Source organism: Paenibacillus flagellatus (assembly GCF_003217775.1).
GTDB lineage: Bacteria > Bacillota > Bacilli > Paenibacillales > NBRC-103111 > Paenibacillus_AB > Paenibacillus_AB flagellatus.
Genome location: NZ_QJVJ01000001.1, coordinates 681,291 through 704,627, shown reverse-complemented (window position 1 = coordinate 704,627; position 23,337 = coordinate 681,291). Strand labels below are relative to the sequence as shown.

Here is a 23,337-nt window from a genome sequence, read left to right as displayed (position 1 = left end):
CAAGGTCCCCCGAAGGTCGGAGCGAGCCCGTAACGGACCGCCCGTCCGAGGGGGACCCTTATTCTTGGAGCCGTGTCCGCACGGCCGGAAAGGTAGAATGGACATGGCGAACAGACCGAGCCGGGCGTCGCTGTCGAAGCGGATGGACGAGATGATCCGGTCGATCCGCGACGAGGTCATATCGGGGAAAAGAAAGGTCGGCGATTTCCTGCCGTCCGAACGGGAGCTCGGCAAGCTGTTCAGCATCAGCAACAAGTCGGTCCGCCAATGCTTGGACGTGCTCGTCTCCGAAGGGCTGATCGAGAAAATCCCGAAGGTGGGCAATCGGATCGCCGGCGTATCGGACGACAATTCGATTACGATCCGGTTCGGCTGCTACCGGACGACGATCGAGGAGGCCGATCTCGGCACGCTGGTGTCGATGTTTCATAAGCAGTACCCCCGCATTCGCGTCGAGACGATCATCTTCGATCATTTCGTCAGCATGCGTCAGGCGCTCGAAGCGGGCATTATGGACGTCGTGACGGTGAACGTGGCGAACTATCGCCAGATGATCGAAGCCGGCTGCCTCCATCTGCTCGAAGAGCGCCAACCGAACGGCGATACGTATCCGTTTCTGAACAAAGCGTTTACCTTCGAAGGGCGGCTGTACGTCCAGCCGTTTATCTTCTCGCCGGTCGTCCTGTGCTACAACCGCGATCATTTCCGGCAGAAAGGCTTGCTCGAGCCGGACAGCGGCTGGACGTGGGACGAGCTGCGGCAGGCGTCGGAGCGGCTGGCCGTTCCGAACGAACGGTACGGGTTTTACTTCTTCCCGCTGTCGCTCAACCGGTGGCCGGTGTTTTTGCTGCAAAGCGGCATGAAGCTGCCGCCGGAGGAGGAGCCGGTGCGCATCGCCGGCACGCCGTGGATGGACGCGTTCCGGCTGTGCCGCGACGTCGTGCTGGGACAGAGCGGTACGCCGCTGTTTTACGAGGAAGCGGATGCGGAGAAGCTGTTTGTGCAGGAGAAGGTTTCGATGATTTTGACGACGTACTTCGGTTTGAACGCGTTGAAAAAAGCCGAATTCGACTACGACATCGCGCCGCTCCCTTCCAACGACAGTCCGAAGACGCTTCTTCTCGCCATCGGGCTCGGCATCAACGCGAAGTCCGAGCAGAAGGAGGCAGCGCAAACGTTCGTCGACTTCATCGCCTCGTACCGGTCCCAGCTCGACATCCGTCAGCGCACGCTGAGCATTCCGGCGTCGAAGCCCGCCGCCGAATGGATCGGCGAGGAGGCGATGTTCCGTCCGCTGCGCTACCCGATGCACCGGGATATCGTGCCGACGTACCGGCTGCATACGGATTTGAACGTGACGATGGACATGCTGCCGGCCATTATGAACGAGCTGAAGCTGTTTTGGGCCGGGCTCGAGTCGGAGCGGACGGTTTGCTCCAATATCGAGAACGTATTGAACGAGATTCGACAACGGCGGCGCGACGCAGCGTCCGACGCGTAAGCCGGTCTCCCTAACGGGGGCCGGCTTTTTTTGTTATTCTCCCGTTCGGCGCGGGTGCCGGGGATCTTAGGGGAGAGGGGGGCGACGGACGAAATCGGCCGTAACTACCAAAATGAATTTTATGAGTCAGATAAAAGTTAATAAATGGATGTGAAAACGGTTTTCTGTTGACAAAAACCGCTTACATTCGCTATTATGAAAATGAATTAGAGTTACTTATGAGTTAACCGAAGGTAACAGAAAGCAGGGACAACATGAAACGAATCGCTTTGATACCCGGCTCCGATATTTGGCAAGGGATTTTTACCGCGAAGCATTTGGACCGGCTGCGCCAATTCGGGGAGCTCATCGTCAACTCGTCGCCCGGCAAACCGTCGAAGGAGCGGGTCGCCGAAATGATTCGCGATGCGGACATCGCCATTACGTCCTGGGGCTGTCCCGCGTTCGACGCCGAAGTGTTACGCGAGGCGAGCCGGCTGAAGCTGGTCGCGCATGCGGCCGGTACGGTGAAATACGTGGTGACGCCGGAGCTGATCGACCGGGGCATCCGGGTCAGCAGCGCCAACGAAGCGCTCGGCATCGGGGTCGCGGAAACCGCGCTCGGACTGACGATCGCGTCGCTCAAGCGGATGTGGCAGCTGTCGCAAAGCACCCGGCAAGGGTTGTGGGAGGAAGGCAAGGAGCTTATTCGCGAACTGTACGGCCTTACGATCGGCGTCGTCGGCGCCGGCAAAGCCGGTCGGCATTACATCCGGCTGCTGCGGCAGTTCGAGGTGGATATCCTGTTGTACGATCCGATTGTATCCGAGGAGCAGGCGGCCGTGCTCGGCTGCCGCAAGGTCGAGTTTGCGGAGCTGCTTGACATGTCGGACGTCATCTCGATTCACGCTCCTTCGATTCCGGAGACGGACCGCATGTTCAACCGGCAGGCGTTCTCTCGCATGAAGGACGACGCCGTGCTGATCAATACGGCGAGAGGAAGCTTGATCGACGAGGACGATTTGGCGGCCGAGCTGGCCAAAGGACGATTTACCGCCTGCATCGACGTCACCGATCAGGAGCCTCCGAGCGCGGACCATCCGTTCCGGACGCTGCCCAACGTCATCCTCATCCCTCACATTGCGGGAGCCGTCAACAACGGCAAGCAGCGGATGGGACGTCACGCCGTCGAGGAGGTCGGACGGTTTCTCGCCGGCCAGCCGCTCGAAGGGGAAGTCGATTTGCGCAACCTGCACGTGCTGGCTTAGAAAACCCGGTCCGTCGCCGAGGTGCCGCGAACGTATTGTAAGCGGTTGCCGCGAGCGTCGGCAGGGCGAACCGGGAGAATCGATCGGGAGGTGAGGCGGGCCGGAATGGCAGCACGGGCGTGGTCGGCCGACAGCAGCAAGCGAACGGGTAGCCTATGGAACGACAAGGGGATCACGGGGAAAGCGGAAGCGATTGCCGGAAGCCGTTAGGAGCAGAACGGAGGAAAAAGCCATGAAAACGTTGAAAGTGTTGGGGGCTGTCGTCATCGCGGGCACGATGGTGTTGACCGCCTGCGGCAAGAAGGAAGAGACGAACACTCCCGAAGCGGGCGGAACGACGGGAAATTCGGGCACCGCTACGAAGCAGAAGCTCGATTTGCGCTGGTTCGTCTTCTCGCCGCCTAATGCGAATTTGCCTTCGGCGGACAAAGATTTCGTCAAGAAAACGATCGAAGAGAAATTCAATGTCTCCCTGAAGCTTGAATATTTGCCGTTCGGCGCGGATTACGACAACAAGATCAACGTCATTTTGACGAGCGGCGATCACCCCGACATGTTTTTGTCCAACGGCGCGGCGAGCCAGAAGTTTGCGGTAGACGGTCTGCTTGCGGACCAGAGCGCCTTCGTGAACAAGGAGACGATGCCGAACTACTTCAAGTGGGTCACCGAGGACGAGCTCAAAAACTATCAGCTGAAAGGGATCAAGCACGCCCGCTCGCTGATGCCGTTCCAGCGCAACACGTACGGCTCGTTCTATATCCGCAAAGACTGGCTCGACAAGTTCGGCCTGCAGCCGCCGAAATCGTACGAAGAACTGATGAACGCGATGCGCAAGTTCACGAACGAAGACCCGGACGGCAACGGCAAGAAGGATACGTACGGTTTTTCGGCCGCAGCGGCGGGCAACAGGCTGCCACTTGACTTCCCGGCTTGGATCAACAACGGTCTCGTCGCCGACTTCATGATCGACGACAAAAACCTGGAGTTTGTGGAAACGCAGACTCACCCGAAGGTGCAGCAAGTGCTTCAGGACGTCAAGGACATGATCAAGGAAGGCGTCGTCGATCCGGACTGGTTCGTCAACAAATCGCCGCAGCATTTCGATAAAGCGGCGCAAGGCAAAGTCGGCGTCATCTGGTCGACGGACAAAAACATCGCTCTCGAATCGGTGCCGTCCAGCGTCCAAAGCCGCGCGAAGCAGCTCGATCCGAAAGCCGATTGGCAGCCGATCTTCCCGTTCGCGAACCAGCCTTACGGATGGAAGCAAGGCACGACCGGCGGAGCCAGTCCGTTTCTGTTCTCCAAGACGATTGCCGAGAAATCGCCGGACAAGATCAAACGGTCCGTGGAAATTCTCGACTGGCTCGCCAGCGAAGAAGGCTACCTGATGACCCACTACGGTCTTGAAGGCAAGCATTACAAGAAGGAAGGCAAAAAAATTACGATCGATCCCGCGGCATACGAAGCGGACGTCACGAAGAACGGCAGCTTCCTGGACATCTGGAAGTTCTTCACGAACTTCGACGATCCGTCCGCATTGGGTCTCGAGATCATCGACCCGCGCGTCTCCGACCGCGACCGCGCCGTGCTCAAATTCGTCGAGGCGATTCCGAAGCATAAGGGCGAGCCGGTCGCGCTGGCGCCGCCGCAAGGCATGAACATCGGCGACTTCCGCAAGGAAATGGCCCGTCTGCAAAACGTCGTCCTGTTCGACGACAAAGACGCTTCCAATTGGCCGAAGTACCGCGAAGAGCTGATGACGAAATACAAAGGCAGAGAGATTTTCCAAGCGTACGTCGATCAAATCAACGCCGTACGCACGGCCGACAAGCAATTGAAGCCGTTCCAATAAAGCGATTAGCCGGCTATCCCAGTAATCGGCAACGCTCGAAGCCGTCCCCGCCCGCGACGCCAACGCGCCGTGCCGGGGGCGGTTTTCTTTACGTCGGAAAGGAATCGCTCTCTATGGCTCGGGGCGTTCCCGATTCGTTCACTGTTTTTCCCGCTTCCGATGTGGTACGATTGAAAAGAATTAGTCGAAGGAGTGATGGGGATGAGCCGGATCGACCGCATATTGGACAAAGCGATCGCGGGGCAACGACTGGACTTGGAGGACGGCCTGGCGCTGTACGACTCCGACGAAATCGAGAAGATGGGCGCGGCCGCCAATCGGATCATGCAGAAATTTCATCCGGAGCCGGTCACGACGTTCGTCATCGGCCGGAACGTTAACTATACGAATATTTGCGACGTGTACTGCCGGTTTTGCGCGTTTTACCGGCCGCCGGGCTCGAAGGAAGGCTACGTGCTTCCGGACGAGACGATTTTCCGCAAAATCCAGGAGACGATCGACGTCGGGGGAACGGAAATTTTGATGCAGGGCGGGACGAACCCGAACTTGCCGTTCAGCTATTACACGAACTTGCTGCGCGAAATCAAGAAACGGTTCCCGAGCATCACGATGCACTCGTTTTCGCCGGCGGAAATATGGAAGATGAAGGAAGTGTCCGAGGGCTTGTCGCTCGAGGAAGTCATCCGGGCGATTCACGAAGCGGGACTCGACTCGCTGCCGGGCGGCGGAGGCGAAATATTGGACGACCGGACGCGCCGCAAGATCAGCCGGCTGAAAGGCAGCTGGACGGAGTGGATGGACGTCATGAAGACGGCGCACCGGATCGGCATGAGCACGACGGCGACGATGGTCATCGGCTTCGGCGAGCTGATGGAGGAGCGGGTGCTCCATCTGCTGCGCGTACGCGACGCCCAGGACGAATGCATTCGCAACGGCTATGCGTCTCCGGGCTTCCTCGCGTTCATCTCGTGGACGTTCCAGCCGGACAATACGAACTTGAAGGCGGAGAAGCTCGGACCGGACGATTATTTGAAAAACGTCGCGATCAGCCGCCTCATGCTCGACAACATTCCGAACTTCCAGTCGTCGTGGGTGACGATGGGGCCGGAGGTCGGCAAGCTGTCGCTTCAATACGGGTGCAACGACTTCGGCAGCACGATGATCGAGGAGAACGTCGTCTCCGCTGCGGGCACGACGCATAAGGTGAACATCTCCTCGACGCTCGATTTGATTCGCCAAGCAGGCAAAATTCCGGCTCAGCGCAATACGCGCTACGACATTTTGCGCGTGTTCGACGATGCGAACGAGAAGGTCGAGAACGATTTTGTCATGCAGAACTGAGCGGTACCGCCCTCATACCCTCCGGACGATTTCCGTTGAAGTCGTCCGGTTTTTTTTGTTATCGTCTCGAGGGAAAAGCCGACCAATCGTTCAAGGAACGTTTGCCGATGGCGATCAGCCAGGCGACGAAGAAGCAGCACGGCGCGTACATAAGAAAATAGAGCCAATACGGAACAAACACATGCAATATATCGCACCGGATCAGGACGATCTGGATCGCGAAGATGGCCGCGAGGGCGGCGGCGATCCAGCGGATCCCGTCGGTCCAATATACGGCGCCGGCAAGAAGCAGCGCCTTGAAGAAGCCGAAAAGGGCGGATACGAATACGTCGTCCCGGTAAGGATCGTCGAAGACGCCGACGCGGAACAGACGAACTCCGCCTGCGATCAGCACGAATACCAGCGTATCGATCAGACTGGACGAATACATGACCAAGGTGACGTATCGGATCGCGCGGTTGCCCCGCTGAAGCCAAACGATCCAGCATCGCGCCAGCCAGAAGAAGAACAGAAGCGCCGCCGTCGTGTAAGGGACTTTCCACCAATAGGTCTCGTAGACCCCCATACGTTCAAACAGCCATTCGACCCCGCTCAAGAGCAGGGCGAACAACAAAATCCAACGGTTCCCCAGCCGGTAAACGGCGATGAACAGGGCGATGACCGGAACGGCCAGCAGATTGGAGAAGATCGATCCGAGCAAGTTGTCCAAGTAGCGGATCGGAAGAAGATTCGGGTAGTAGGAATAGCCGTTCATCAAGACGACGATCGCATATTCGAAGACGTAAATCATCCCGGAATAGGCGAGAAATATAAGAAAAAGCCGGTAGTCGCGGAAATGCGCGAGAATCGTAATCAAGCTCGTCAACATGACGAGTATCAAGACGGCATAAGGAACAAAAGACGGCATTCGGCACACCTCCCGATCGGCATTAGTGTGGCCGAAGCCGTTCGTTTTTAAGCGGGACGCCAGGCGGAGCGCCGGGTCGGCCGGCTCAGCATGCGAAAAAAAACGGCAGACCGAAGCGGGGACGATCGATCCGCATCGGACTGCCGTTATGCTTGCGTTTAGCCGCCGAACGCACGGGTCGGCTGCCCGCAGACGCCGGCCTCGAAGACGAACAGGCCGCCCGCGAATGGCTGCTTGGCCAGCTCCGATTCGGGGATGCCGGTCCGCGCCGACGTGATGAACAGCCGGTCCCGGTTCGCGCCTCCGAACGTGCACGAGCTCGATTGGGCCGCCGGCACCTCGACGGCGAGCAGCCGTTCCCCGGTGTGCGGGTTCCATCTCCGGATCCCGTAGCCGTCCCACAGCGCGACCCAGATCATGCCCTCGGCGTCGCAAGACATGCCGTCCGGCACCGCCCCCGGCTCCGTCACTTCGACGACGACCCGCGGATTGGAGAGGGAGCCCGACGCCAAGTCGTAATCGAACGCCTGAACCCGTTTCGTAGGCGAATCGATATAATACATCGTCCGATTGTCCGGACTCCAATCCAGTCCGTTCGAGCACGATACGTCCTCCAGCACGGTACGGATCGTGCCGTCCGTCTCGAGGCAATACAAGGCACCCTGTCGCGGCGTCCCGTCCATCGCCATCGTCCCGGCCCAGAACCGTCCGGCCGCGTCGCATTTGCCGTCGTTGAACCGGGTTCCCGGCTTCCGTCCGGCCGGATTGCCCAGCGCCTCGAGCCGGTCGCTCGCAGGGTCGTAACCGTAAAAGCCGTCCTCCATCGCCAACACGAACCCCCCGGACTTCCGCGGCACCGCCGCTCCGATTTTGCGGTCGAACGTCCTGGCGAACGCCGCCTTGCGCGCATCCGCGTCAAATGCGTGCAGCGTTTTTCCGTCGATATCGACCCAATAGAGCAGACCGTCCCGCTCGTCCCAGCACGGGCCTTCCCCGAGCGCCGCTTTGGCGTCGAAAAGCAATTCCGCTTGCGCCATCCGTTCCATCATCCTCCAAATCGTTTCGATTCCGTTATCGTACTCGTGATAGTCCGTTTGCATTCCCGTTTCCTTATTATACAACGAAACGATCCCGTTTGACCCGTTTTATGCGGGGGGCGGGGGGCGCGGTCGGTGCCAAATAGTTGTTTGTATATTGGGTCGGATGGGGCCATATACTTGTAGAAAGGAGCTTTCCATCACCCGTGCGTAACGAAAGGAGTGGTGTCCGATGGAACTGTTCGCCTTGACCTTGCCGAAAGAATGGGCGTCTTATGCCGACAAGCTGTACGTGAGGCTGTCGCTCGCCGCCCGGGACTTACATACAGCCGGGCATCCGGTCCGGTTCGAATGCGATGCGTACAAGTCGCATACGGTCTTGCGCTGTGTGGCGGCTTTGCCCGAATTTCAGTTGAACGTGTCGGGAACGCCGGTCATCCGGTCGGCTGCGGAGACGGTGGCCGCTTACGTGCTGGACGAAATGGAGCGGAAGCTGCTGCGGGATATTGTCGTAGGGCAGTATCATTACGACGACGAAGCCGAGGTCGCTTCGATCGAGCAGTATTGCCGGCAAGTGCTGAACCAGCCGGAGCCGTCCGCCGATATGCCGAAGCCGCGGCAGCGCCGTCAGAACAAAATCGCCGATGCGCTGACGGCCTACCTCGAGGAGCATAACGGCTTGAATTTGATCGGCTTCATCCGGTTCAGGCTCGCCGATTACATGAACGAGCTGTGCGAGGTGGCGGAATACGCCATCGACGAATACATTATGGACCAGCAGTACCAGGAATTCATTTCGCTCCTGAAATATTTCGTCTATATCCAGGAAACGAAAATTCCGGTCGCCCATCTGATGCACCGCGGCGGCAACGAATTTACGATGTATAACGATCAGATGAAGCCGATCGATACGGACCAATTCGAAGGCTTCACGGTCGAGCTGCTCGACAAGGAAATCAATTTCGAGGACATGATCGTCAGTACGCTCATCTCCGTGTCTCCCCAGCAAATCGTCATCCACACGCGAGAGCCGGAGGAGCAGGTGATCAAGACGATTCTGCAAATTTTCGAGAACCGGGCCCGAGTATGCACGTACTGCAAAGTATGCGGCACGGTGCTGACCGGCAAAAACAAAGACCAGCTGTATCCTTGACACCGCACCGGCGTTGCGGTATTATGTTGTCACAATCATCGATACAAGCGACGACCAAAGACACGAATCCCTGCGAGACTGTCCAGAGAGAGGAGACACGTGCTGCAATCTCCTTCTGTTCAAACAGCGGATTTACCCCTTTGCAGCTTGGGCTCGAACCCGCGATTCGCGTATGCGAACTCGCCGGCAGTAGACGCCGCACGCTTCATCCCCGTTATCGGATGCCAATGAGGTTTTGCCGCGCTTCGGCGTTCGGCGGAACGAATCAGGGTGGAACCACGAGAACATCACGCTCGTCCCTTATCGGGATTGGGCGTGTTTTTTGTTTGTATTCAGATTCTTTACGGGAGGCTTATCGACATGACGGTGAAAGTAACGCTGCCCGACGGGGCGGTCAGAGAATACGAAGCGGGAGCGACGATCGAAGACGTGGCCGGCTCGATCAGCCAAGGGTTGAAGAAGAACGCGATCGCCGGCAAGGTGGACGGGAAAGTCGTCGATTTGAACCATAAGCTTGCGTCCGACGCGAAGGTGGAGATCGTCACCCTCGACTCGGCGGACGGGCTCGAAGTGTACCGCCATAGCACGGCGCACTTGATGGCGCAGGCGCTCAAGCGGATTTACGGCGACAAGGCGGTGAAGCTCGGCATCGGTCCGGTTATCGAGGACGGCTTCTATTACGACGTCGATCTGGAGCAGCCGCTGTCGTCGGAAGATCTCGAGAAGATCGAGAAGGAAATGGAGAAGATTACGCAGGAGAACTTGCCGATTACCCGGCGCGAAGTGAGCCGCGAGGAAGCGGTGCGCATCTTCACCGAGCTGGACGATCCGCTCAAGCTGGAGCTGATCCGCGATTTGCCGCAGGACGCGGTCATCTCGATTTACGATCAGGGCGAGTTTTTCGACCTGTGCCGCGGACCGCATCTGCCGTCGACGGGACGGATCAAGGCGTTCAAGCTGCTGAGCGTGGCGGGCGCCTACTGGCGCGGCGATTCGAAGAACAAGATGCTGCAGCGCATATACGGGACCGCGTTCCCGAAGAAGGCGCAGCTGGACGAGCACCTCGTGCTGCTGGAGGAAGCGAAGAAGCGCGACCATCGCCGGATCGGCAAAGATTTGAAAATGTTCACCTTCTCCAAGGAAGTCGGCCAAGGGCTGCCGCTTTGGCTGCCCAAGGGGGCGAAGCTGCGCCGCCTGATGGAGCGCTACATCGTCGATCTGGAAGAATCGCTCGGCTATCATCACGTCTACACGCCGGTGCTCGGCAGCGTCGAGCTGTATAAAATATCCGGCCACTGGGAGCATTACCAGGAAGACATGTTCCCGAAAATGGAGATGGATAACGAGGAGCTCGTCCTCCGTCCGATGAACTGTCCGCACCATATGATGATTTACAAGAGCGACCTGCGCAGCTACCGCGATTTGCCGATCCGCGTCGCCGAGCTCGGCACGATGCACCGGTACGAGATGTCCGGCGCGCTGACCGGCCTGCACCGCGTTCGCGCCATGACGCTGAACGACGCGCACATCTTTTGCCGGCCGGACCAGATCAAGGACGAATTCGCCCGCGTGATCGGTCTGATTCGCCAAGTGTACGAGGATTTCGGCATCAAGGAATACCGGTTCCGGTTGTCGTACCGCGACCCCAACGATACGGAAAAATATTTCCCGGACGACGCCATGTGGGAAATGTCCCAGCGCATGCTGAAGGAAGTCGTCGAGGAGATGAACTTGCCGTACTACGAGGCGGAAGGCGAAGCGGCGTTCTACGGACCGAAGCTCGACGTCCAGATCAAGACGGCGCTGAAAAAGGAAGAGACGCTGTCCACCGCGCAGCTCGACTTCCTGCTGCCGGAGCGGTTCGGTCTCGAATATATCGGCGAAGACGGCAACAAGCACCGTCCGGTCGTCATTCACCGCGGCATTATCAGCACGATGGAGCGGATGACCGCGTTCCTGCTCGAAAATTTCGCCGGTGCGCTGCCGACGTGGCTGTCGCCGGTGCAGGCGGTCGTCATTCCGGTTTCGGACAAATTCGACGACTATGCGAAGCAGACGGTCGAGAAGCTGCTGGCGGCCGGCATTCGCGCCGAAGCCGACCTGCGCAACGAGAAGCTCGGCTACAAAATTCGCGAGGCGCAGCTCGAGAAGACGCCGTACATGCTCGTCGTCGGCGAGAACGAAGTGAACAACGGCACGCTGTCCGTCCGCAAGCGCGGCCAAGGCGACATCGGCGCGCATGCGACGAACGACGTCGTGTCGATGATTACGGAAGACATTCGCTCCAGAACGGTATGACGTTCTAAGTTATAGTTTACTCTCAAATCGAACAAAGGCATCGACCGAAGACACGAGCGCCGGTACGGCTTCCCAGAGAGAGGGGGACAGGTGAAAGCCCCTCAAGCGACGGGCCGGCGGCTTACCGCTTCGAGAGCCGCGCATGCGAACCGGGCGCCGGGGACCGACTTACGGACCGTGGCGAGCGAACCGCATGAGCTTGCGCCGGATCATCCCCGTTATCGGATGCCATGAGGTTTTCGCCGGGTTTGCCGGCGAAGACGAAGTAGGGTGGAATCACGAGCACGCTCGTCCCTTTGCGGGGACGGGCGTTTTTTGTTGGCGGCCTGTTATTCGATTTCGGATAGTATACACCCGTATCCTATAATACCGTTTTTTCGCTCAACATTTTCATAAAATCAGGAGGTTTTCACCATGTCCATTCATATTCGTTTGCCCGATGGGGCGCTCAAATCGTTCGAAGCGGGAATTTCGGTTCGGGAGGTGGCGGCGTCGCTCGGAAGCGGCGTCAAGAAAAACGGTCTTGCCGCCAAGGTGGACGGCGTTCTCGTCGACTTGAGCCATCGGTTGCATCGGGACGCCGACGTCGAGATCGTCATGCCCGACTCGCCCGAAGCGCTCGGGCTGTACCGGCATAGCGCGGCGCATCTGACGGCGCAGGCGATCAAGCGGCTGTACGGCGGCAAAGCCGTCAAGCTCGGCATCGGCCCGGTTATCGAGGACGGGTTTTATTACGACGTCGATGTCGAGCAGCCGCTATCGGCCGACGATCTCGGCAAGATCGAGCGGGAGATGGAGAGGATCGTCGCGGAAAATTGGCCGATCGAGCGGCGGGAAGTAAGCCGCGAAGAAGCTTTGAGACGGTTCGAGGAAGCGGAGGAGCCGCTCAAGCTGGAGCTGATCCGCGATTTGCCGGAGGACGCGGTCCTTTCGATCTACGAGCAGGGCGAATTCGCCGATTTGTGCCGGGGACCGCACGTGCCGTCGACGGGCCGTCTTCGCGCCTTCAAGCTGATGAGCGTGGCGGGCGCTTACTGGCGCGGGGATTCGAACAATAAAATGCTGCAGCGGCTGTACGGGACGGCGTTCGCAAGCAAGCCGGAGCTGGACGATCATATCGCCCGGCTCGAGGAAGCGAAGAAGCGGGACCACCGGAAAATCGGCAAGGAGCAGGAGCTGTTCCTATTCTCGGAGGAAGCGCCGGGCATGCCCTTCTACTTGCCGAACGGCATGACGATCCGCAACGAGCTGGAGCAATTTTCGCGCCAAATGCTCGCGGAGCACGACTACGAGGAAGTGCGCACGCCGTTCATGATGAATCGGCGGCTGTGGGAGGAGTCGGGGCATTGGGAACATTACCACGAGAATATGTACTTCAGCGAGGTGGACGACGTCCCGTTCGCCCTGAAGCCGATGAACTGTCCCGGACATATGCTCATTTTCAAAAACCGCATTCGCTCGTACCGGGAGCTGCCGATCCGGCTGGCGGAATTCGGGCAGGTGCACCGGCACGAATATTCGGGCGCGTTGAGCGGCATGATGCGGGTGCGCACGTTTTGCCAGGACGACGCGCATCTGTTCGTCCGTCCCGATCAGATCGAGGAGGAGATCGGCAGGACGATCGATTTGATCGACCGGATGTACAAGGTGTTCGGCTTCGAATACAAAATCGAGCTGTCCACGAGGCCGGAGCAGTCGATGGGGGCCGAGGAGCTGTGGGAGCAGGCGGAGAATGCGCTGCGCAGCGTGCTTGTCGAACGGGGCGTTCCGTTCCGGCTTAACGAAGGGGACGGCGCGTTTTACGGCCCGAAGATCGATTTCCATATTCGCGACGCGATCAAGCGAAGCTGGCAGTGCGGCACGATTCAATTGGACTTCCAGATGCCGGAGAAGTTCGAGTTGTCCTACGTCGACGAGTCGAACCGGAAAGCGCGTCCGGTCGTCATCCACCGCGCCGTGTACGGCTCGATCGACCGGTTCGTCGGCATTTTGACGGAGCATTATGCCGGTGCGTTCCCGATATGGCTGTCCCCGGTGCAGGCGACGGTTCTCCCGGTATCCGACAAGTTCGCCGAATACGCCGTGCGGACGAAGAAGCAGCTCCGGTCGGCCGGCATCCGGGCCGATGCCGATTTGCGGGACGAGAAGCTCGGCTACAAAATCCGCGAGGCGCAGCTTCGCAAGACGCCGTACATGCTCATCGTCGGCGAGCAGGAGGAGAAAGCCGGCACGGCGTCCGTCCGGAAGCGCGGCGAAGGCGACGTCGGGCGTTACGGACTCGATGAGGTGCAGGCGATGATGCTGGAAGACATTCGGTTGAAGGTTTAAGCCAAGCTTGCGGCGAACCGTATACGATACCGGGTTTCGGGGAATCCTCCTGAATAGGGAGGTTAGCCCAACCATGTTATTATCGACGATTTGTCGATCCAAAAAATTCGGTACGGCGCTGCTGTTCGTCGCCTGCTTGACCGTGCTCGGACCGATGTCCAGCCGCTCGGACGCCCGATTCGCCCTTTCCGGGAAGACGGAAACGAGCCAATCGTCGGGCGTTCATGCCAAAGCGACGGAAACGGTGCTGGGCCGGCTGCCCGAAAGCCGCAATGCCGACGTTACCGAACCGGCCGCCCGCGAGACGGTCGCCCAGCGGCTATCGAAAATCAAATCCCGCCAAGAGCTGATCGAAAAAAATAAAAAATATCCGGTGCTTCACGATGACGTCTCGCAATTTGTCGGCTCGGTCGAGGTGACCGCAACCGGCTACTATGCGGGCGTCGAATCGACGGGCAAGCATCCCGGGCATCCGCAATACGGCATTACGTCCTCCGGCGTAAAGGCGCGAAAAGGCGTTCTGTCCACGATCGCGGCCGACCCGAAAGTTTTTCCGATGGGGACGATTCTCTACATTCCCGGTTATGGCTACGGGATCGTGGCCGATACCGGCTCGGCGATCAAGGGCAACAAGATCGACCTGTATTTCGCCACGAAGGATCAAGTGTACAAGGAATGGGGCAAGCGAACCGTGAACGTGTTCGTCGTCCGGATGGGCAACGGCCGCGTATCCGAGGATACGCTGCGCAAGTGGGACGAAATATGGTCCCCGGTGCAGGCGGCCGAGCTTAGTTCGTTGGGCCTATAGCGATCAAGGAAACCGATGGACCGGTTTGTCGACCCGGGACCATTGGTTTCTTTTTTTTTCGACGCCGATATGCTAAAATGTTCCATATGGAAAGCGCATTCATGCGAGTGGGAAAATTCCTATTTTCTAGGAGATGAGCTTGATGTGGACGAGTTTGATTCATACCGACTCCGAAACCCGGGACGAGCAAGAGGCGTTGCTGCTCGACGTGTACAAGCAAATGTTCATCGTCACCTATTCGATTATGCGCAACAAGAGCGAAGCGATGGATGCGGTTCAGGAATCGTGGGTCAAAATATTGCGCAAGCTCGATACGCTTCGCGAACGGGACAAGCTGATCCAGTGGGCCAAGGTGATCGCGACGAACACCGCCTACAACATGCTCAAGCGCAAGGTCGCCGTGTCGCTTTCGGAAGAAAACGGTCTGTCGCTCGTGTCGAGCGAGGGCGTCGAGGAACGGGTAATCCGTAACATCATTTTCGAGGAAATCGGCAAGCTCGACGACAAAACGAGACATATTCTCACGTACAAATTCGTATACGACATGAAGGACAAGGAAATCGCCGACAAGATGGAGCTGCCGCTCGGTACGGTCAAAGCGCGCATCCACCGCGGCAAGGAGCAGCTGAGGGCCATGCTGACCGACCCGTATTTGAAGCCCGAGTAGCGTCCGGTCCCGGGAGCCTTACATAAAAGCGACGACCCCGTCAAATAATACGTCATGTGGAGGTGATCGACATGGCGAAGAACAAAAACAAAAATCAGCAGAACAACGCTGAATTTGCCGAAGAAGTAGCCGCTCGCGCCAACAAAAACAACGCGGCGCAAAACAATGCGAACCAAAACGCCAACCGCGAATAACGATAAGAGTCGAACGGAAACGGAAGGGAGCCTGATCGGGCTCCCTTTTTTGCCGTCTTCATGTCCCGTCGTGCACGGGGGATGGGACGAAAGTCACGTTATGGAGATTATATCCGTTACGTCGATGTCGGAAAGGAGGAAAAGTTCAGAAGAGTGCGAATATCCACAATGTCAGTCATATCACGTTAAGGAGTGAAGTTGATGCCTTTTAGAAAGCGCTTTATTTCTCTGGCCGCCGCCGCCGCTCTGACGTTGACGGCTATCCCCGCCGCGTACGCGGCTCCTCCGGCGGACCCCGCTCCTGTCAATTTGGCTGCGGGTCTCTCCTACCAGCTGTCCGCGCCGCCTTCGGCGAGCTATCCGGATTCGGGGAACGAGCTGACGGACGGCCAATATGCGGGCAACGCCTATTCGGATCCGAAATGGCAGGCGCATCTCCGCGGCATGCAGCGCACCGTTTCGTTCGATTTGGGTCAGGTGCAGTCCGTATCCAAGGTGAAGGCGCATTTCATGCAGGATACGGCGGCGGGCATTCATTTTCCGCAAAAGGTTCGCGTACTCGTATCCGAAGACGGGGAAGAATGGGGGACGCTCGCCGACATCAACAGCTCGATTCCGCTGTACGAAACCGGCCCGCAGCCGCTCAAGCAGGATTACGTCTGGGACGGAGCGGTCGACGGCTTGCCGCGAGGCAATCCGAACGCGACGATGGTGACGGCCCGGTACGTGAAAGTCGAGTTCACGACCGACGTCTGGGTGTTCGTCGACGAAATCGAAATTTGGGGCGTCAACGGCAAGGCGCATTCTGCCAAGCATTTGCCGAAGGATAGCGACAAGCCGGTTGCCGAGCCGGGTTACTTGAAAGCCGGGGAAGCGACGGCCGGCATCCACGACCTCGTGCTGCTTTATAACGGCTGGTATGCAAACGGTTTCGGCGACTGGATGAAGGACGCCATCGTGCCGTATATCAGCTACGTCGACGCGAATCGGCAGCCGAAGGACTGGTTTTTCGACGGCGTCCTGTATCTCGGCCTGAACGCGCCGTCCAAGCGCAGCTTTATGGAAAGCGGGACTCCTTCCAACAAGGAGGACTGGGAATGGTATTTGAACAAGACGTTCGCCGCCGAAGGCGACATGCAGCAGTTGAACGAGGCTGCGAAGGAGACGGCTCAAAAGCTCGGCGACCCGTCGCATAAAGTGAAGGTGTCGCTCATGATCCCGTACCCGGCCGTCAAGCAATCGCAGTTCGGCGACGTGGACGGGGACGGCGTGTCGGAAAACTTCGACTACGCGGTCGTCGGCCACGAGCAGGCGTATGCGAATAAGCAGAAGGCCGTCAAATGGTATATCGACAAAGCGATGGAGCTGTGGGACCAAGGGGCTTACTCCAACCTCGAGCTGGCGGCGATGTATTGGCTTAGCGAGAAGGTAAGCTTGAGCTCCTCCCACGAGGAAGACTTGATCCGGTATACGAGCGATCTCGTCCACGGCGAAAACAAGAAGTTTTTCTGGATCCCGTTCTTCGACGCCAACCGGTTTTATCAGTGGAAGGAACTCGGCTTCGACGCCGCCGTGCTGCAGCCGAACTACTTCTTCACGACGACGACGCCGGACTCGCGCATTACGGAGGCGGCCAGCTATGCGAAGCGTTACGGCATGGGCATCGAGATCGAAACCCACGAAGGCATCGTCAAGCCGGGCGCCCCGACTTCGGACGGCGACGTCTGGCGCGGCCGCTATCTCGCCTATTTGAACGGCGGCATCGACTACGGCTACATGACGGACGCCTTCATGGCGTATTATCAAGGCGGCGACACGTTCCTGCGCGCGGCGACGAGCACCGATCCGGTCGCTCGCGAAACGTACGAGTGGACGTATCGGTTCGTGAAAGGAACGTACGCGAAGCCGTAAGCGGGGCGAAGCCGGCCTGTCAAACGTTTCCGCGGCAAAAAGCTGCACATCCGGACGGATGGTGCGGCTTTTTGCCGTTATGTCGCGGATTCCGGGTCGCGCTTCCTCCTCCGTCTCGAGACCGAGGGACGAATCAATCCGCCGACTCTTTGTTTCTTGCGCCGCATCCTCTACAATGAAAGTACGGAAACGGGCTTTAAGGCCCATCGCTGGAGGAATTTACGATGAGAAACGATTTTTGGGGCAAGTCGATCGGCGGCTTCGTGCTGATCGGGATCGGCATCGTCTTTTTGCTGAACCAGACCGACGTCATCGACGTCGATCTCGGGTACATCGTCTCGCACTTCTGGCCGGTCGTCCTGATCGCGATCGGTCTGCAAGGCTTGTTCGCGCAGCGCCATCACCGGCACGGCGGCGGATTCATATGGGGGCTGCTGATGATCGGCCTCGGCCTCGCGTTCTTGAACAACAATTTCGGCTGGATTCCGGATTTCGGCATCGACGATTTGTTCAAATTCGCGATTCCCGTCGTCCTGATCTTGTTCGGCTTCCGGATGCTGTTCCGCCCGAAGCCTCCTCAGAAGCCTTATACGCCGAAAGATTGGCAGCCGTACTCGAGCGGGGTTGACGGTACGATCGGTATGGGCCCGGACGAAGGCGTGAACGGGAAAGGTCCGGACGCACCGTTCGGCGGCGAACCGCCGCTGACGCCTCCGCCGCCGCCACCGCCGCCCGAGCGGCCGCATTGGAACGGCCACCGCGAGCAGTGGCACGAGGCGAAGCAGGAATGGAAGCGGCGAAAGCGCGAATGGAAGCACGAGTTCAAGCACGAATGGAAGCAATATAAGCACGGCTATAGCGGCCATTCGTCGTGCGATGTGGACAACCGGCACAATTTCATCGGCGACCTGCGAATCGGCCGGGATTATTGGGAGCTGCGGCCGCTCAACGTCTCCCACTTCATCGGGGACACGGAGATCGATTTGACCCGGGCGAACATCCCGTACGGAGAAACCACGATCACCGTATCGGCGTTCATTGGCGACGTGAAAGTATATGTGCCGAACGACGTCCAGCTCGACGTCAGCGTTCAGGCTTCGGCTTTTCTCGGCGACATGAGCGTATTCGACCGGTGGGAGGGGGGGCTGTTCCGCAACATGCGGGCGGAGTCCCCGCAGTACCATGAAGCGGAGAAGCGCATCCGGATCCAAGTGAGCATGTTTATCGGCGATGTGCGGGTGAAGCGGGTCGGATGAACAAGCTCAGCAGATCGATCAATATCAAGTGGCAGCTGCTCACCTACTTCCTGGGCGCGCTCGCCGTCGTCATCGGCGGCTTCGCGCTCGGCTGGATTTACTGGCGGGAGGCGCTGAGCGAGAACGGCATGTGGGTCGAATACGTGGTCGCGCTCGTCGTGGCCGGCCTCGTCATCGTTTATATGATCGTTACGCAGCTTCAACGAAAAATCGACGCCCTGCACTTGGCCATCCTGCAGCTGGCGAGCGGCAATTTGGGAGAACGGGTCCGTCCCTTGGGGATGGATCCATTCGACCGTATATACGAAGATTTCAACGAGATGGCGTCCTCGCTCGAGAGGAGAATCATGCTGCTCCAGCAAGTCGGCGAGGAGAACGTCATGCTCCAGGCGCAGTCCAACGAAGCGGCCGTCATCGAGGAGCGGAAGCGGCTGGCACGGGACTTGCACGATACGGTCAGCCAGCAAATGTTCGCGATCCATATGTCCGCGTCGTCGCTGGCGAAGATGATGGAGCGGGGGCAGACGGAGGCGGCGGGACCGATCCTCGAGCAGCTCGTCACGATGTCCAACCTGACACAGAAGCAGCTGCGCAGCATGATCGCCCAGCTGAGACCGATTGAGCTGGAGGGGAGAAGGCTGTCCGAGGCGCTCGACAAATGGTTCCCCGACTATTGCCGGCAAAACGGGCTGCAAGGGTCGATGGATATTCGCTTGAACGGCCCGCTGTCCGACGGTATCGAGCATCAGCTGTTCCTGATCGTGCAGGAAGGAATGGCCAACGTCGTCAAGCATGCGTCGGCCAAACACGTCGCCTTGTCGCTTCACGACAACGGCAACCAGTATGTGCTGCAAATCAACGACGACGGCCTCGGCTTCCATACCGATCAGGCGCGCGCCAATTCGTACGGATTGTCGACGATGCGGGAGCGCGCGCAGAAGCTGGGGGGCGACATGGACGTGCGGAGCAAGTCCGGGGCCGGCACCCGGCTCAAGGTGAGCATACCGAAATTTGCGGCGGCGAAGGAAGCGAAACCGAATCCGAATCCGCCCGAGGAACAGGAGCGTTCGTAATGGAAACGGCGATGAAAATCATGATCGTGGACGATCACGATATGGTCAGGCTCGGATTGAAAACGTATTTGTCGATGGAGGGCGATTTCGTCGTCGTCGGCGAAGCGGCGAACGGCAAGGACGCGCTGGACATGCTGGAGCGGGGCGGCTCCGAGAAGCTGCCCGACATTATTTTGATGGACTTGATGATGCCGCTGATGGACGGCGTCGAGACGACCCGCGAAGTCGCTCGGCTTTATCCGCACGTGAAGGTCATTCTGCTGACCAGCTTCCTGGAGGACGAGAAGGTGCTTCAGGCGGTCGAAGCCGGAGCGGTCACCTACGTCCTGAAGACGGTCTCCTCCGACGAATTGGCCCACGTCATCCGCAGCTCGCACCGCGGCTTGCAGGTGATGAACGCCGAGGTGTCGCAAGCGTTGACGAGGGGATTGCGGCAGCGGTCGACCCAATCGGGGCAGGACGACGGCGAAGGGCTGACGAGCCGGGAGATGGAGGTGCTGCTTCTGATCGCCGACGGCAAGTCGAACAAAGATATCGCCGACGAGCTGCATATCAGCATCAAGACGGTCAAAACCCATGTGAGCAACCTGCTCATGAAGTGCGAGGCGGAGGACCGGACGCAGCTGGCCATTTACGCCCACCGCAAAGGCTGGAGCGGCAAGACCGGCGCTTGAGGAACGGGGATAAAATCGGCGCGATTGGCCCAAGCTATTGGAAAAAGCGAAGGAGTACGCCATGAAACCGATACAATCCGTTTTGGAGAACCGTACCGACGAATTCGACCGGTTCAAGGACTATGCGCAGCGGTTCGGCTTTACGCTCGGGGGCAATTGGGACTACGATCACGGCAGCTTCGACCGCGCATTGGACGAGGCGAATAAAGTGTGGCTGCGGCTGCCGTTCGAAGTGATCCGAGGCCGGCTCGAGGGCGGGGAATCGACGAATACGGGGACGCAGATCCAATTCGGCCAGCCGTATGTGCTGAAGCATCTGTATAACGAAGGGCTGGACGCGGAAGCCGTTCCGCGCACGTACGGAGCTTTGGTCGACCAGTTTCAGGACCCGGTCGACAAGGACGCCGACGTGGAAGAGCATTGGGTAAACCGCGGGACGGAGCTGCTGCGGCAAGTGGAGCGGGGGCTCGCCTGACGGGCGGGCCCGTTTTTTTTCCGCGCGAATTGAAGAATCCATCCGCCTCCTCCGACATTTTAGGAACGATTCAGATTGTTTTAATGTTCGTTTAAGGTTCGGCGTGCAAGATAGAGACATAGAACGACGGCGCGCACACGAAGCGTCTGGGAGAAACAAACCGGAGGAGGAGATTTCGTATGGATAACAACAAACGCGATTACAGCGATTTCTTTAAACCGCAGCAGGACGACAACGGAAACGAACGGCGGGACGCTCGCGAAGAGCAGACGGACAAGACGGAGAAGCCGTCCTACTATTACTCGTACGGGCCGTTCAAGTCTTCGATTCAAGACGAGCAGTCGAGCGAGACGACGACGGCTTCGTCGGACCAGGGGACGTCGCAGGTCGAAATTACGTCGCCGCGCCCGGTGCGTCCGTATTACGGCTATTCGTCCGAGGCGGACCGGCAGCTGCAGCAGCAGACGGCCGCTCAGTGGGACTATAACAATGCGAAGAAAAAATCGAATCCGCTCAAATCGTACATGGCCACGTTTTTGGCCGGAGCCGTCGTCGTCGGCAGCCTGATGTTCGCATCGGACAAAATGAACCTGTTCGGCGACGCCGGCGCGATGGCGACGAACAACGGCGCCGTCTCCGGGTCGGTTTCGAAGGCGAACGGCAGCGGCGGCAACGGCGGTGTCACGACGGCGGCGCTCGACTCGGTCGTCCGTCCGGGCAACATTTCGCAAATCGTCAATAACGCGAGCCCGGCCGTCGTCAAGATCAATACGTACGTGAAATCGTCCAACCGGTCGAGAAGCGGCATGAACTCCGATATTTTCAACTTCTTCTTCGGCGACGGCCAGCGTCAGCAGACGCCGAACAATAACGGAAGCCAGCGCCAGTCGGCGGGGATGGGCTCCGGCTTCATTTTCGATAAGGAAGGCTACATTTTGACGAACGAGCACGTCATCAACGGCGCCGACGAAATCGAAGTCGAAGTGCAGGGGTATGCGGAGCCGTTCAAGGCGAAGCTGCTCGGCTCGGAGTACAGCCTGGACTTGGCGGTGCTCAAAATCGAGAAGAAGGACAAAGACTTCTCCATGCTCGAGATGGGCAGCTCGGACGACATCAACGTAGGCGATTGGGTCGTCGCGATCGGCAACCCGTACGGCTTCGACCATACGGTGACGGTGGGCGTGCTGAGCGCGAAGGAGCGTCCGATCGACATTCCCGACAATCAAGGCACTCGCGAATACCAGCATCTGCTGCAAACGGACGCCTCGATCAACCCGGGCAACTCCGGCGGACCGCTGCTCAACCTGAACGGCCAAGTGATCGGGATCAATACCGCGGTCAGCGCGCAGGCGCAAGGGATCGGCTTCGCGATTCCGACCAGCACGGTAACGTCCGTTCTGGAAAACTTGAAGAACAACGTCAAAATTCCGCTTCCTTATATCGGCGTCAACATCCAGGACGTACCCGAGGAGCTCGTCAAAGACTTGAAGCTGGACAACGCGGAAGGTACGGTAGTCGCTTCCGTCGTACAGGGCAGCCCGGCGTCCAAGGCCGATCTCCAGCCGTATGACGTCATCACCGAGGTGAACGGCGAGAAGATCAAGGATACGGAAGCGTTCCGCGACAAAATCAAAAGCATGAAGGTCGGCGACAAAGTCACGCTGACGGTCGTCCGCAACGGCTCCAAAGTGACGACGGCGGTCATCATCGGCGATATGAACAAGAAATGACGGTCATCGTCATGATGCGGGGAGGAAAGCAGACCGGAACGCTCGGGCGTTTCGCTGCTTTCCTTTTTTGTCTTCGGTTGCGTCCGTTCCGGACCTGCTGGTCCGGCGTGCGGGCTTCGGTTGCGTCCGTTCCGGACCTATATTACGATTATCCAAGAAGCTCATTTTCGCTCTAGGGGAGGCTTGAACGGGTTGAGAGAACATATTCTCGTCATCGACGACGACGATAAAATCACATCGATGCTGCGGCGGTCGCTGGCATTCGAAGGCTATTCCGTTACGACCGCGGGCAACGGCGCGGAAGGGCTGAAGCAGATGATGGCGATGGAGCCGAATTTGCTCATTTTGGACGTCATGATGCCGCAAATGGACGGCTGGGAAGTGTGCCGGCGCGTACGCGAGGGCGGCAGCTCGGTGCCGATCCTGATGCTGACGGCGAAGGACGAGGTCGCCGACCGGGTGAGGGGGCTCGATTTGGGCGCCGACGACTATCTCGTCAAGCCGTTCGCGCTCGAGGAGCTGCTCGCCCGCGTCCGGTCGCTGCTTCGCCGGCGGGGCGACGCCGCCGCAGAGATGAAAACGAACCGGATCCAATACGAGGAATTGACGCTCGACCTCGACACGCGCGAAGTATTTCGCGCCGGCCATTCGATCGAGCTGACGACGAAGGAATTCGAGCTGCTCCACCTGTTCATGCTCAATCCGAAGCGCGTGCTGTCGCGCGATACGATTATGGAGAAAATTTGGGGCTACGACTACAGCGGCGAATCGAACGTGCTCGAAGTGTACATCGCGCTGCTGCGCCAAAAGCTGGAGGAGAAAGGCGGCAAGCGGATCATTCAGACGGTCCGCGGGGCGGGCTACGTGCTGAGAGGGGAATGACGG

19 protein-coding genes are annotated in these 23,337 nt (G+C 58.7%); 17 read left to right on the top strand and 2 right to left on the bottom strand.

What is annotated here, in order from left to right; genetic code table 11:
• Positions 1 to 103 precede the first annotated feature (103 nt).
• The 4 genes from DLM86_RS03100 to mqnC all read left to right on the top strand — a co-directional run bounded on the left by DLM86_RS03100 (position 104) and on the right by mqnC (position 5,941).
• The gene (locus DLM86_RS03100) at positions 104 to 1,501 is read left to right on the top strand and encodes an extracellular solute-binding protein (protein ID WP_110838479.1); all 1,398 of its coding nucleotides are present in this window, start codon (positions 104 to 106) and stop codon (positions 1,499 to 1,501) included.
• Between the two features lie 254 nt (positions 1,502 to 1,755).
• Positions 1,756 to 2,748, top strand: a complete 993-nt coding sequence (locus DLM86_RS03095; RefSeq protein WP_110838478.1) for a hydroxyacid dehydrogenase — start codon at positions 1,756 to 1,758, stop codon at positions 2,746 to 2,748.
• 232 nt (positions 2,749 to 2,980) lie between these two features.
• Positions 2,981 to 4,600 carry a type 2 periplasmic-binding domain-containing protein gene (locus DLM86_RS03090; protein ID WP_110838477.1) on the top strand — a complete coding sequence of 540 codons (1,620 nt, stop codon included), beginning with the start codon at positions 2,981 to 2,983 and terminating at the stop codon, positions 4,598 to 4,600.
• Between the two features lie 201 nt (positions 4,601 to 4,801).
• Positions 4,802 to 5,941 (top strand): cyclic dehypoxanthinyl futalosine synthase, encoded by a 1,140-nt coding sequence (gene mqnC, locus DLM86_RS03085; protein ID WP_110838476.1) that lies wholly within the window; start codon positions 4,802 to 4,804, stop codon positions 5,939 to 5,941.
• Between the two features lie 58 nt (positions 5,942 to 5,999).
• Here the strand turns inward: mqnC and DLM86_RS03080 are convergent, their stop codons facing one another.
• Together DLM86_RS03080 and DLM86_RS03075 are read right to left on the bottom strand one after the other, a co-directional pair.
• Positions 6,000 to 6,848 carry a hypothetical protein gene (locus tag DLM86_RS03080; RefSeq protein WP_110838475.1) on the bottom strand — a complete coding sequence of 283 codons (849 nt, stop codon included), beginning with the start codon at positions 6,846 to 6,848 and terminating at the stop codon, positions 6,000 to 6,002.
• A gap of 158 nt (positions 6,849 to 7,006) precedes the next feature.
• Positions 7,007 to 7,948, bottom strand: coding sequence for an SMP-30/gluconolactonase/LRE family protein (locus DLM86_RS03075; RefSeq protein ID WP_245954314.1), 942 nt, complete (start codon positions 7,946 to 7,948; stop codon positions 7,007 to 7,009).
• Positions 7,949 to 8,117: 169 nt separating this feature from the next.
• On the opposite strand from DLM86_RS03075, the gene DLM86_RS03070 reads away from it, so the two are divergent.
• The 13 genes from DLM86_RS03070 to DLM86_RS03015 all read left to right on the top strand — a co-directional run bounded on the left by DLM86_RS03070 (position 8,118) and on the right by DLM86_RS03015 (position 23,334).
• Positions 8,118 to 9,038: a putative sporulation protein YtxC gene (locus tag DLM86_RS03070; RefSeq protein WP_110838474.1), complete on the top strand. Its 921-nt coding sequence runs from the start codon at positions 8,118 to 8,120 to the stop codon at positions 9,036 to 9,038.
• Positions 9,039 to 9,398: 360 nt separating this feature from the next.
• A complete protein-coding gene (gene thrS, locus DLM86_RS03065) occupies positions 9,399 to 11,336 on the top strand; it encodes a threonine--tRNA ligase (protein ID WP_110838473.1) in 1,938 nt (645 codons plus the stop codon).
• Between the two features lie 414 nt (positions 11,337 to 11,750).
• Positions 11,751 to 13,664 carry a threonine--tRNA ligase gene (gene thrS, locus DLM86_RS03060; RefSeq protein WP_110838472.1) on the top strand — a complete coding sequence of 638 codons (1,914 nt, stop codon included), beginning with the start codon at positions 11,751 to 11,753 and terminating at the stop codon, positions 13,662 to 13,664.
• Positions 13,665 to 13,737: 73 nt separating this feature from the next.
• Positions 13,738 to 14,472, top strand: coding sequence for a 3D domain-containing protein (locus DLM86_RS03055; RefSeq protein WP_245954313.1), 735 nt, complete (start codon positions 13,738 to 13,740; stop codon positions 14,470 to 14,472).
• A 142-nt stretch (positions 14,473 to 14,614) separates the two neighbouring features.
• Positions 14,615 to 15,139 carry an RNA polymerase sigma factor gene (locus DLM86_RS03050; RefSeq protein ID WP_158289297.1) on the top strand — a complete coding sequence of 175 codons (525 nt, stop codon included), beginning with the start codon at positions 14,615 to 14,617 and terminating at the stop codon, positions 15,137 to 15,139.
• A 71-nt stretch (positions 15,140 to 15,210) separates the two neighbouring features.
• Positions 15,211 to 15,333 (top strand): hypothetical protein, encoded by a 123-nt coding sequence (locus tag DLM86_RS32960; RefSeq protein ID WP_281272072.1) that lies wholly within the window; start codon positions 15,211 to 15,213, stop codon positions 15,331 to 15,333.
• 201 nt (positions 15,334 to 15,534) lie between these two features.
• Positions 15,535 to 17,244: a DUF4855 domain-containing protein gene (locus tag DLM86_RS03045; RefSeq protein WP_110838470.1), complete on the top strand. Its 1,710-nt coding sequence runs from the start codon at positions 15,535 to 15,537 to the stop codon at positions 17,242 to 17,244.
• Positions 17,245 to 17,468: 224 nt separating this feature from the next.
• Positions 17,469 to 18,500, top strand: coding sequence for a cell wall-active antibiotics response protein LiaF (gene liaF / locus DLM86_RS03040; protein ID WP_110838469.1), 1,032 nt, complete (start codon positions 17,469 to 17,471; stop codon positions 18,498 to 18,500).
• The gene (locus tag DLM86_RS03035; protein WP_110838468.1) at positions 18,497 to 19,573 is read left to right on the top strand and encodes a HAMP domain-containing sensor histidine kinase; all 1,077 of its coding nucleotides are present in this window, start codon (positions 18,497 to 18,499) and stop codon (positions 19,571 to 19,573) included. Before liaF ends, DLM86_RS03035 begins: the two co-directional genes overlap by 4 nt.
• Positions 19,573 to 20,247, top strand: coding sequence for a response regulator (locus DLM86_RS03030; RefSeq protein ID WP_110838467.1), 675 nt, complete (start codon positions 19,573 to 19,575; stop codon positions 20,245 to 20,247). Before DLM86_RS03035 ends, DLM86_RS03030 begins: the two co-directional genes overlap by 1 nt.
• A 61-nt stretch (positions 20,248 to 20,308) precedes the next feature.
• A complete protein-coding gene (locus tag DLM86_RS03025) occupies positions 20,309 to 20,722 on the top strand; it encodes a YugN family protein (RefSeq protein WP_110838466.1) in 414 nt (137 codons plus the stop codon).
• 179 nt (positions 20,723 to 20,901) lie between these two features.
• The gene (locus DLM86_RS03020) at positions 20,902 to 22,452 is read left to right on the top strand and encodes a S1C family serine protease (protein WP_110838465.1); all 1,551 of its coding nucleotides are present in this window, start codon (positions 20,902 to 20,904) and stop codon (positions 22,450 to 22,452) included.
• 192 nt (positions 22,453 to 22,644) lie between these two features.
• On the top strand, positions 22,645 to 23,334 hold the full coding sequence (locus DLM86_RS03015; RefSeq protein WP_110838464.1) for a response regulator transcription factor: 690 nt from the start codon (positions 22,645 to 22,647) through the stop codon (positions 23,332 to 23,334).
• The last annotated feature ends 3 nt before the right edge of the window (positions 23,335 to 23,337 follow it).